The organism is Adlercreutzia sp., from assembly GCF_056795635.1.
The window spans coordinates 163933-175384 of sequence record NZ_JBQIIT010000005.1 but is presented as its reverse complement, the minus strand read 5'-3'; the positions used below and the strand labels follow the sequence as shown (position 1 = coordinate 175384).

The window sequence follows — 11452 nt, the reverse complement described above, 5'->3', positions numbered from 1 at the left end:
GAATGCGCCAGGTTGGGCCGACCATGGCGAGTCCTATCGACAGGCCGTCACCACGATGGCGCGCCGGCGGCCAGAGCATCTCCTCCCGCCCCAGCCGCCATCGCGCGGAATCAGATCGACCGCCCGCGAGCCCCGCCCCCTTTCCTCCGGGGGCACCGATCGCCATCCCCAGTCAATACTGCACGGAGAAAATGTCTCCCCGACGAAATGATTGACTTGATCTATTATTGTATCTACTAGATTATTCCACTCCGTCGAAAGGCACCTCATGTGGCATGCGTGCAACCCGAAGTCCGATGACGATCTGAAGCAATGCGCCGAGTTGGGCAAGTCCCTCTCCCGCATGTCCCAGCCCACCATTCTGGCCGTGCTCGCCCGCTCCGAAGAGCCGCTGCACGGCTACGTCATCGTGCAGCGGGCGGCCGCCTCCCCTATGTTCGGCGGCAAGAAACCCGATCCGGCCGGCATCTACCGCACCCTGAAGAAGATGGAGGAGGCCGGCTTCGTCACCTCCGCCTGGGACACCCCCTCCTCGGGTGCGGCCAAGCGGCTGTTCTCCCTCACCGATGAGGGACGTTCGGCACTGCGCCGCTGGATCGACGCCCTGGCCTGCTACACGGCCACCATCCAGGAACTGCGCAAGGAGGCCGCCGGCGCCCTCGGCATTCCGGTGCCGGCCCAGCCCGTCTGCCTCGGCCACACGGAATAGCCCCGTGACGACCCGAGCGGAGCCCGTCGCCGATGCGGCCGCACCCCTGGAGGGCCCCGCCGTATCGAGCCCTCGCGGCGCCGAAGCGCCGTGCCCCGATGCTGCGGCAGCTCTGGACGACCTGCGCCCCGTTACCGGCCGCGCCATCGCCGCGGCCCTCGGCCCCCGGCCCATCGTTGTCGTGGGCACCCTGCGCGACGGACGGGCGAACTTCGCACCGGCGGCCTTCTGCACACCACTGTCCTACGACCCGCCCCTCGCGGCCCTGGGGCTGAAGCCGTCATCCTGGAGCTGCCGGACCATCGAGGAGACGGGCCGCTGCACTTTGTCCACCGTGGGCGCCGAGGCGGCCGAGGCCGTCCTCTGGTACGGCTCGCGCTCAGGCCGCGCCGTCGACAAGAGCACGGGATTCCCCTGCGCCTGGACCGACGCACAAGCTGCAACAGACGAGGCGGCTGCATCGGGCACAGCAGGCGCACCACGCACAGCGGGCACTTCCGGCACGCCGGCCGCGGCAAGCGCATCGGGCCCGTCGGCCGGGCCCCTCCCCTATCCCGTCGACGCCCTCACGGTGCTCGAAGCCGAGCTCGTCTCCGCCGCCGACGCCGGCGACCACCGCCTCCTCGTCCTGCGCATCACCGGCGCTGTCACGCGCCTTCCCGCAACGAACGAGGGTCGGCTCGCCACCGAGCCGACCCTCCTCTGCCTCGAGCACAGCGCCTTCGCCCAGGCCCGGCCCCTCGCTCCGCGCGAGCCAGGCCGCTAGACCCCGAAGGCCGTCCTCGGTGTTCCGCCGCACGAGCCGAAGCACCGGCTCCAGCAAGCCGCCCTCACCACGACGATGCCAAAAGCAGCGCCGCTCAGGCCTACTCCCTCTCGAACAGCGCCGTGGAGAAGTAGCGCTCGCCGGTATCGGGGGCCAGAGTCACCACGGTCTTGCCCGGGCCGAGCTTCTTCGCCAGGCGCAGGGCCGCGGCCACGTTGGTGCCCGAGGAGATGCCGGCCAGCAGCCCCTCCTCCCGGGCGAGGCGCCGGGCGGTGTCCAGGGCCTCCCCGTCGGTCACTACCACGATCTCGTCGATAAGCTCGGTATCCATGATGGCCGGCAGGATGCCGTCGCCGATGCCCATCTGCACGTGGGTGCCGATGGCACCGCCCGAGAGCAGCGCCGCGTGCTCGGGCTCGGCGGCCCAAATCTCCACGGCGGGAAAGGCCGCCCGAAGCTCGGCGCCGATGCCGGTGATGGTGCCCCCGGTGCCGAAGCCGGAGCAGAAGCCGTCGGCGCACAGGCCCGCAGCCGACAGATCGGCCAAAATCTCGGCCGCCGTGCCTTCCACATGGGCCGCCAGGTTGTCGCGGTTCACGAACTGCTGGGGCACGAAGACGCGCGGGTCGGCCGCGGCCATCTTCTGGGCCAGGGTGATGCACTCCTCGATGCAGGCCCCAATATCCCCCTCGTCGTGCACGGTGACCACCTCGGCCCCGTAGTGCTCCATGATGCGGCGGCGCTCCACCGAGCAGGAATCGGGCATGATAATGCGGGCGGCGTAGCCCTTCACAGCCGCCACGAGGGCCAGGCCCACGCCCTGGTTGCCGCTCGTGGGCTCCACGATGACGGAATCGGGCCCCAGCTCGCCGCGCTCCTCGGCCGCCTCGATCATCTTCAGGGCCGTGCGCGTCTTCACCGAGCCGCCCACGTTCACGCCCTCGAACTTCACGAGCACCTGGGCGTCCTCGGGGCCGGTCATGCGGGCCAGGCGCACGAGCGGGGTCTTCCCCATCGCCTGCAGCACGTTATCGTAGATCATGGGCCATCCTTTACCAGCGCGGTCATCCTTTGTCGCTGGCCATTCTACCCTATCTCGCCGGAGCGCACCTTGTCGCGCAGGACCCAGCTGACAGCCAGGTACAGCCCCATGGTGAGCGGCGCCACCACGAGGAAGGGCACCGTCACCGCGCCCGTGGCGTACAGCACGCTGCCCACCACGGTAACGAACGCGATGGTGCCCACGCCCCGCCAGTGGACGGCCTTCTCCGGGGCCTCCATGTCGATGCCCACCTGACCGATGCCCATCTTGCCGCGCACCAGATAGTAGTCGGTGATGAGCAGTACGCACCAGGACGAGGTGAGGATGGATCCGTAGCTCATGAAGGCGTTCACCTGGTCGAGGATATTGCCCAGGATGAAGGCGAGGCCGATGGCGTTGGCGCCCACCACGGCGGCGGCCCAGGGCAGCTTATGCCCGGTGAGCGAGTGCACGAGGTTCGACACGGCGTTGGCTCCCCCGATGGAGTTCGACGTCTCCACCTTCATCTGGGACAGGCAGATGATGGCCAGGCCCACCCCGCCGGCGGCCAGCACGAGCGACACGCCCGGATTGGTGACCGCCGCGTTGGCGGCCAAGGTGGGATCCATGCCCTGGGCGCTGAAGTAGGACACGGACTTGTCGAAGCCGTAGTACACCACGAGGGCGCCGCAGATATACGTAATGATGGCGAAGAGGCTGCCCGTGGCGGCAACGGGCGCAATGTCCCGCTCCTTGCGGGCGAACCGGGTGAAATCGGCCGCGAACAGGGCCATGAGCCCACTGGTCATGATGGCGTAGTTCACCGAGTAGGCGAAGCCCTCCACGGGCTGCACCCCGGGGATGAGGATGCCGTGAGTGGCCGCGTCGACAATCTGGCCGTCGGCGGCGATGAGGTAGATGACGTAGCCCATGACGCAGAACAGGGCCACAACGAACACGGCGTTCATGCGGGCGATGATCTTGGTGCCGAACAGGGCCACGACCACCCACACGCAGGAGATGCCGATGAACAGAGACCAGCGGGCGAAATCCCCCTCCCAGCCGAAGGCGAACAGGATGGCGTTGCCCAGCTGCACGGTGCCCACGGCCAGCACGCCCACGAGCACGAAGATCCAGATGAGGGAGCCGGCCGCCGATCCCTTCTTACCGAAGATGTAGAAGCGGGACACCACGTTGTTGGAGAGCCCCTCGCGATAGCAGATCTTGCCCACCAGGTACGTGAGGAAGAAGGACAGAACGAAGGTGATGGCCACGGTCACGCCACCCATCTGGCAACCGGCGTAGAAGGCCACGATGCCGCCGCCCATGAGCTTAGAGAGGCTCGACACCACCCCGGAGAGGATGGCCGCGATGTCAGGCCACGCCAGCCGCGCCGAGGCGGGCACGCGCTCGAACAGCGACACCTGCTCGGTGACCGACCCCTTCTTTCCGCTCCCGTCCGAGCCTTCGGTTCCTCCCTGCGCCCGAAGGCTCGGACGGAAGCCCTTCTCCCCCGCCGACGGCGCCCGGCCCCGCCCGGTCTTCGCCACGTCGGCCGTGGGCTTCCCCTTCGCCTGCTCCTCGTTGCCGTCCATAATCGCCTCATCCCCTTCAGATAGATTGCGGACTTCCCTTCCCGCAGGCGCCCGCCCCTCGCAAGACGGGCGCCTTCGGGAAGGGAGCTGGGCCCCAAGGACCCAGCTCCTCCGCGAAGCGAAAACCGCGCCTAGGCGCTCGGCGGCTTCGGGGCGCCGGGGGCCGCGGGCGGCTTGGGCGCACCGGGAGCCGCAGGCGGCTTCGGGGCGCCGGGGGCACCGGGGGCCTTGGGGGCCGCGGGCGCCGCCGGGGCGCCGGGGGCGGCCTTAGCGCCGCTCAGGTACGGCGTGAAGTCGCAGCCGCAGAACGGGCAGGCCTTCAGCTCGATACCGCCGACCGCTTCGATGGTCTTGCCGCACTCAGGGCACTGAGCGGGGCCGGCCGAGGCCACATCTGCTGGTCTGAAGCACATAGTGGTTCTCCTTCTTCTCGGGTGCGAAGCGCAAAGGGCGCAGCGCACCTGCCAATAGTACTGCTATCCGCGCGAGCCGCTCCCACGGCCGCGGGGTAACCGAATGGGTGGGGCCTGGAGGACGCCCCGGAGCACGGGCCGCCGGGCCGGACGCCTTGCGGCGCGGGCCCGGCGGGCGCAGCGGGCCTTGCGCCTAGTAGATGCCCACGTTCGCCATGATGATCATGACCACGAGGGCGCACATGCCGGCACCGATGGAGATGGCGGCGATGTGCTTGTAGGAGTTCTTGTGGTTCAGGCCCATGGCAGCGAGCATGCCGAACATGGCGCCGGAGTTGGGCAGCGCGCCGCCGATCGTGGCGGAGGTGGCGATGATCTTCGCCAGGGCCGCGGGATCCACGCCGGTGGCCAGGTAGGGCTCCAGGAAGTTCTGGGCGATGATGCCCACGGCACCGGAGCCGGAGCCCATGATGCCGCCGAGGGCCGCGGCCATGGTGGCGGCGGACACGTAGGTGCCGCCGGGCATGTTGAAGATGGCCTCGTAGATAACCGTGAAGCCCACCGAGGCGGCGGCCACCGTGCCCACGCCCACCGCAGCAGAGGTGAACACGGCCGGGCCCACGCCGGCCACGGCACCCTTGCCGAGCGCGTCGCGGATGGAGGGCACGTACTTGAAGAAGCAGGCGATAGAGGCGATGATGCCGGCCAGCATGCCGATGTACACGACGTTCTTCATGCCGGTGGCGGAGAGGCCGATGATGACGGCGATCAGAATGATGAGCGGCAGCAGGGCCAGACCCACGCTCGGGATGTTCTTATCCTCTTCCACGGCCACATCGTCGGCGTCGGCCACGAAGTGCTCGCCTTTGGCCTCAGCGCGCTTCAGGGCGAACTTGATGTAGACGCAGCTCACCGCAATGGCGATGATGGAGCCCACGATGCCCATGATGGGGGCGGCGGTGAGCGACACGCCGCAACCGTTGGCGGCGTTGATCCAGGCCACGGCCGGCACGCCGGGGATCATGGCCATGGTGAACGAGCAGGCGCCCAGGGTCCACGCGGCGCAGAACAGGTGCCACGGGATGTTGCACTCGCGGAACATCGGGCGGGCCAGCGGGATGAGGGCGAACATGGCCACGAACATCGAGATGCCGGCATAGGTGAGCAGAGCGCCCACAGCCGAAATGCCCAGCAGCACGAAGTACGGGCTCTTCGTTCCCACCTTGGCCATGATGGCCTGGGCGATGGCCTTGGCGGCGCCCGACTTGTCCATGAACTCGCCCATGATGGCGCCGCCCATGAAGATCATCAAGTTGCCGCGGATGAAGCCGGCCAAGCCGGTGGCGTAGGATGTTTCGGTGCCCACCATGGTATTCATGATGTCCATGCCGTTGGTGAGCGCGATGACGATGGCCGTGACGATGGACGTGATGAGCACGTTCCAGCCGCGCATGGCCGCGATGACGAAGAAGACGAGACCGGCGACGATGCCGATAACTCCGATCCACTCCATTTCTTTCCCCTTTCAAATTAACGAACGATTTCCCCTAAGTTCACTTGCAGGTCCTCCACACCCGGAAGTAAACGTAGACGACAGCAAAAGGGCGGCGGGGTGCAAGCACGGGCCGCCGCCCGAGTTGGCTTTGTCGCACGAACGACGTCGGTGTCTCCTACGCCATGTCGTTGCGCGTGGCGCGCATGAGCTCGATGACGGAGCCGTGCTTCATCTTCAGCTCGTCGCGGCCGATGGTGCCCTCGTCGAAGACCTTCAGATCCTCTTCGCTTTCGAACATGGTGCCCAAGTCGCCGCGCTGCTGGTTGAGCGCGATGGCCTCGTCCACATCGTAGGGAAGCAGCGGGGTCTTCTCGCGGGGGTTCCAGATGATGAAGGCCGGGTTGGTGGCATCCGGCGCGGGCATGCCCTCGCAGTAGCGCACATCGCCGTACTTCTCGATGAGCGCATCAAGCGGGCCGAAGTCGAAGGCGCGCAGAGGGCAGCTCATGGTGCAGGCCGGCTGCATGCCCTCGGACAGGCGGTCGACGCACATGGTGCACTTGCTCATCTTGGCCGTCGGCTCATCGGTCGCGAACTTCGGCGCGCCATAGGGGCACGCGTCGTAGCACTTACGGCAGCCGGTGCACTTGTCCTGGTCCACCAGAACGGCCCCGAACTCGTCCTCCTTGTACAGGGCGCCGCTCTCGCACACCGCCACGCAGGCGGGGTTCTCGCAATGGGCGCAGGAGAACGCCAGCGAGTGAAGACGGATGGCCGGGAACGTGCCCGACTCCCACTCGTAGACGGTCATCCACTTCTCGGCGCCGGGATCAATATCGTTCCAGTCCTTGCAGGCGATGCTGCAGGCCTGGCAGGCGTAGCAGCGGTTCATATCGAAAAAGAATCCGTACTGGGTCATAGTTCCTCCTCTCGGATGCAATCGGCTAGGCGTTCTCAACGGCGGTCACGGGATCGGCTCCGATGGCGGCAGCCTCTTCGGCCGCCTCGGCCCGGGCGCAAGCCGCCTCCAGGGCCACGGCCGCGGCGTCGCGGTCGCCCTGGGCACGGGCGAGGCGGTCGCGGCATGCCACGGCCACCGACGCACCGCGGGCGCCGCCGCGCTCGGCCTCGCCGCCGAAGCCCTCGGCGTCGCCGTCGGCGATCTTCTCAACCTCGACGAGACCGGCGATGATGAGCGCGCCCAGGATGTGGGGCAGGTGCCCGTCGTCGAGCAGGATGTTGGGGGTACCGCGCATATCCTGGCCGAACACGTTCATCTCGGACGTCTCGCCGTTGGTCTGGTACCAGCCGCCATGGTGCACGGCAGCGGTGCCCGGCATGCAGCGGTTGGTGACGTAGGCGGTCAGCACCGTCTCGCCCCGATCGCTGTACACGCGGCAGATGTCGCCGTCCTTGATGCCGCGGGCCTTGGCGTCCACGCCGGAGATCCACACGGCGTGGCGATAGACGTCCTCGCGCATGAAGGGGTTGTTGTCGTTGCTGGAATGCTGGCGGTACACCGACACCGGGGTCACGAGGGAGAGCGGGTACTTCTTCACCTTCGGGTTGTAGAAGCCGTCGTTGGAGGCAGTGGAGATGTCGCCTTCCACGTAGCTCGGGCTCCACACCGGCATCGGATCGATGCGACCGCGCCAACGGCTCTCGGTCATATCGTGGGTCTTCACGAAGTTCGAGGCGAACTCGATCTTCTTCGTGGGGGTGCCGAACGGGCTCTCGCCCTTGTCGAGCGCCGACTTGAACGGGTAGTAGGGCTCATCGATCTCGGTGCGGATGACCGGTTTGGCGTTGAACTCCTCCCAAGTGGGGCGATGGTCGTAGCCGAGGTAGGCCATGATGGTGGCGTTGTCGGCCCATTTCTCGAAAGCCTCCTTGTAGATGGCCTCCTGGGCGTCGACCCACTGCTCCACCGGCACGTCCTTCATGCGGGGGTTGTAGCCCTCCACCACCTCGTCGCCGAGGCGCTTGGCGATCTCGGTCCACACCCATTCCTTGGAGCGCACCTCGCCCGGGAAGTCCAGGCCGCGGCCGCAGAAGGTGAAGTAGTTGCGCATGCCATTGGGGCCGCTCACGAAGCGCTGGTGGCCGTACATGTACTCGTCCATGCCCTCGAACTGCCACACAGGGGCCGGCAGGATGATGTCGCACAGCTCGGCGGTGGGCTGGTTCATGTGCCACTGGAAGCCCCAGTTGAACTCCGTGCCCGCCATGCCGGCGAAGCGCTTGTTCACATTGGAGTGGTTGTTGCCGTAGTTGTTCTCGAAGATGATCATCTGGATATTCGGCAGCGGGCTCTCGTTGGTGGGGCTTCCGATGAGATGGCGGAACTCCTCCTCGCTGATCTTACCGCTCCAGTAGTCGTCCTGGCGGGCCAGGATCTCGGTGAGGCAGTTGTTGTTGAACAGCACCGGCACCTGGTAATCGCCCGGATTGCGGCCGAAATCGGCGCGCGGGGCGGGCACACGGCCGGGCGTGGGCAGGCAAGCGCCCGACTCGCAGCCGCCGTGGCAGGCGATGTTGCCGGTCATGGCCTGCAAGAGCATCGACGCCGACGCCGAATAGTCGCCCATGTGGCGCTTCGCGCAGGAGTAGAAGTACTGGAGGTGCACCGGCTTCTCGGTGCCGTACAGGCGGGCAAACTCGCGGATGGTGTCGGCGGGCACAGCGGTGATGGGGGCGGCCCACTCCGGCGTCTTCTTGATACCGTCTTCGCCCTCGCCCATCACGTAGGCGCGCCATTCCTCATAGCCTTCCGCGTCGACCCACTCGTCGATGAACTCGTGATCGACCAGATCCTCCTCGAAGAGCACCTGCGCCACGGCCAGCATCATGGCCAGGTCGGTGCCGGGGCGAATCGGAATCCACTGATCGGCCAGAAGCTCGGCCGACTGCGTGTAGCGCGGATCGATGACGATGGTCTTGCAGCCGTACTCGTGGGCCAGGTGCATGTAGTAGGACGTCGGGCCGAACCAGGCGACCACCGGATCCATGCCCCACATGATAAAGAGCTTGGAGTTGAACAGATCGGGCGCCTCGAAGCCGGGCATGGCGTTCTGCAGACCGCGCGTGACCTTCGTCAGGTCGACGCCGAGGTGCAGCATCTCGCCAGCGGCATGACCCGACGTGGAGTGCTCGCCCCAAGCGCCGAAGCCCGCCTCCCACCAGGGAGCCAGCGGGAAGCCGTTCTTCTCGAAGGAGGGGTACTGGGAGTGGAAGATGCCGTAGGGGCCGTACTTCTCCTTGATCTCCTTCATCTTCTCGGCAATGGTGTCGAGCGCCTCTTCCCAGCTGATCTGCACGAAGTAGCCGCGGCCGGGGCCCTTTTCGCCCACGCGCTTCATGGGATGCAGAAGGCGCGTGTCGGCATGGAGCTCCTTCTTCCAGGAATGGCCCATGGCACAGGGGCGCATCTGCACGTTGCCCTTCCAGGTGTTCTCCCAGCCGCAATCCTCGCGGCTGTCGTTGGGGTTGACAGAGTCGTCGGGCTCAACGGCGATGAGCTTCTCGTCCTTCACGTGGCACTTCAGCACGCAGGCCGAGTCCCAACAGCCGTTGGCCGGGCAGGACGTGTAGAAGATGCGCTCACCTTCGCGACGCTTGCGACTGGCCTCGATGATCCCTTGTTTGTCCATCGATTCCTCCTCTTCTTCCTCTCGGATTCCAGGGTCGCCCCGCCCCGCCGTCTCGCGCACACCCTGCGGATAGGGACTTCCCCCTTGTGGTTAGATCATAGGGAGTCGGCCCTTATCGCTACCGCGTCAGTCACCAATTCGCCGCTCCACTTCCTTACAGGAGCTGTAAAGCAAACCGTTCATGGAGCAATTCCTTACAGCAGCAGGTAAAAAGAACTTCACCGATTTGGGCGAATACCCTGGACTAACCCCTGGTGAGCATTGTTTAATCTAGGGCATATGCGTATTCGCCCGCGGTCCGCGAGCGATTCGGCACGCAGCGAACGGGTCCGCGCTGTCCCCGCTTTCGGTAGCTCTGTTCGCCCCGCGCGGCATCGCTCTGGCGGTTCCTTCCATCCAAGAGGGGAGCAGCATGCTATTCAATGACGTTGAGGTCCTGCTCGTTCTCTCCAAGGCCAAGAGCCTCTCCCAGGCGGCGAATCAGCTCTATATGTCCCGCCCGGGACTCTCCCAGAAGATCGCCACCATTGAGAAGCAGTTCGGCACTCAGCTCATCAACCGCACCTCCACGGGCATCTCCCTCACCCAGGCCGGCAAGGTCGTTGTGAAGTTCGCCCAGAACGTGGCCGATATGGAACGGGTGCTCGCCTCCCAGATCGCCGCCATCGACGAGCACTTCCCCGCCAACGTGACCGTGGGCATGAGCTTCGCCGACGGGGTGAGCTTGCTGCCGCAGCTCGTGGCCGCCTATCTGGAAGAGGCGCCCGGCGCCCGGGTGCACCTGGACGCCGGCTACGAGCCCGAGCTCGTGCAGAAGCTGAAGGACGGCGAGCTGGACTTCGCCATTCTGGAGAACCAGCCCATGGAGCCGGGCATCATCAGCGAGGTGCTCGGCTATAAGAAGCTCGTGTTCCTGGCTCCGGACAAGGCCCCCTACAACCAGTTTCTGACCCCGGTGCCGGTGGACACGCTGCTGAAATGGCCCATGATCGTCTACGAGTGGCACTCCGGCCGCCACATGGTGGGAAACCGCCACTTCCGCGAGCGCTACGGCATCTCCCTGCGGGAGCACAACATGGTGGCCTGCTTCGATACCCATGAGGCCATGGTGGAGGGGGTGCGGGCCGGACTCGGCTGGGCCACCCTGCCCGAGTGCATCGCGAACCGCTACCGCCACGAGCCGGGCATCGTCCGCTTCAAGGTGGCCACCGACACCATGTGGTACCCGGTCTCGCTCACCTGGCCCTCCGGCGCCCCGCGCTCCGACGAGGCCCGGGCCTTCGCCGACTTCGTGCGCGAGCGCATCCCCGAGGGCTACTTCACCTACACCGCCGAGGCCGAGCTGAACTCCTGAGCCTCCCGAGGGAAGTTTGCCGCGAAGGGCTCCGTCCCCACCACGGCCACAAACTCCGCAGAGCTCCCTCCCCCTTCTCCGGCCTTCCCCATAGCATCCCCGCATAGGCTGCTACAATGCCCCAGTCGGCGGGGTCGTTACGGACGTAAGCCCAAGGGGGCTGAGAAGCAAGCACGAGGCACCCGGCCTGCCTTCTCCCCCATGGTTTTAGCTGGGCTAATATGCAAAAAACCGCCATCCCGAAGGACGGCGGTTTTACATTCGATGGCGGGATGTACGAGACTCGAACTCGCGACCTCCGACGTGAAGAACAAGGGCCAGGATAAAATAATGTGCGCGCATACACTTGTCTTCGCTTTCATCTACGAAGATCGATAGTTCTGGCAAGGCGCACCGCCTAGTAAAAAGTTGCTAGGGGATAAGCCCCCGGCGCTTGGAGGTAGCTTATC

At 66.2% G+C, this 11452-nt stretch carries 9 protein-coding genes; 3 read left to right on the top strand and 6 right to left on the bottom strand.

The window, feature by feature from the left end:
* Window positions 1-268 precede the first annotated feature (268 nt).
* Both ACTOXK_RS04940 and ACTOXK_RS04935 read left to right on the top strand, forming a co-directional pair.
* Complete coding sequence (locus ACTOXK_RS04940) at window positions 269-709, top strand: PadR family transcriptional regulator (RefSeq protein WP_482278135.1); 441 nt, start codon at window positions 269-271, stop codon at window positions 707-709.
* A 4-nt stretch (window positions 710-713) separates the two neighbouring features.
* Window positions 714-1475, top strand: coding sequence for a flavin reductase family protein (locus ACTOXK_RS04935; RefSeq protein ID WP_482278134.1), 762 nt, complete (start codon window positions 714-716; stop codon window positions 1473-1475).
* Window positions 1476-1575: 100 nt separating this feature from the next.
* Here ACTOXK_RS04935 and ACTOXK_RS04930 read toward each other — a convergent pair whose 3' ends face one another.
* The 6 genes from ACTOXK_RS04930 to ACTOXK_RS04905 form a co-directional block, all read right to left on the bottom strand.
* Window positions 1576-2517: a PLP-dependent cysteine synthase family protein gene (locus ACTOXK_RS04930; protein WP_482278133.1), complete on the bottom strand. Its 942-nt coding sequence runs from the start codon at window positions 2515-2517 to the stop codon at window positions 1576-1578.
* Between the two features lie 44 nt (window positions 2518-2561).
* Window positions 2562-4091, bottom strand: coding sequence for a purine-cytosine permease family protein (locus ACTOXK_RS04925; RefSeq protein WP_482278132.1), 1530 nt, complete (start codon window positions 4089-4091; stop codon window positions 2562-2564).
* A 131-nt stretch (window positions 4092-4222) separates the two neighbouring features.
* Window positions 4223-4504: a hypothetical protein gene (locus tag ACTOXK_RS04920; protein ID WP_482278131.1), complete on the bottom strand. Its 282-nt coding sequence runs from the start codon at window positions 4502-4504 to the stop codon at window positions 4223-4225.
* 193 nt (window positions 4505-4697) lie between these two features.
* Window positions 4698-6017: a GntP family permease gene (locus ACTOXK_RS04915; protein WP_482278130.1), complete on the bottom strand. Its 1320-nt coding sequence runs from the start codon at window positions 6015-6017 to the stop codon at window positions 4698-4700.
* Between the two features lie 157 nt (window positions 6018-6174).
* The gene (locus tag ACTOXK_RS04910) at window positions 6175-6918 is read right to left on the bottom strand and encodes a 4Fe-4S dicluster domain-containing protein (protein ID WP_482278129.1); all 744 of its coding nucleotides are present in this window, start codon (window positions 6916-6918) and stop codon (window positions 6175-6177) included.
* A gap of 25 nt (window positions 6919-6943) precedes the next feature.
* Window positions 6944-9649, bottom strand: coding sequence for a molybdopterin-containing oxidoreductase family protein (locus tag ACTOXK_RS04905; protein ID WP_482278128.1), 2706 nt, complete (start codon window positions 9647-9649; stop codon window positions 6944-6946).
* Window positions 9650-10061: 412 nt separating this feature from the next.
* On the opposite strand from ACTOXK_RS04905, the gene ACTOXK_RS04900 reads away from it, so the two are divergent.
* The gene (locus tag ACTOXK_RS04900; protein WP_482278127.1) at window positions 10062-11003 is read left to right on the top strand and encodes a LysR family transcriptional regulator; all 942 of its coding nucleotides are present in this window, start codon (window positions 10062-10064) and stop codon (window positions 11001-11003) included.
* The last annotated feature ends 449 nt before the right edge of the window (window positions 11004-11452 follow it).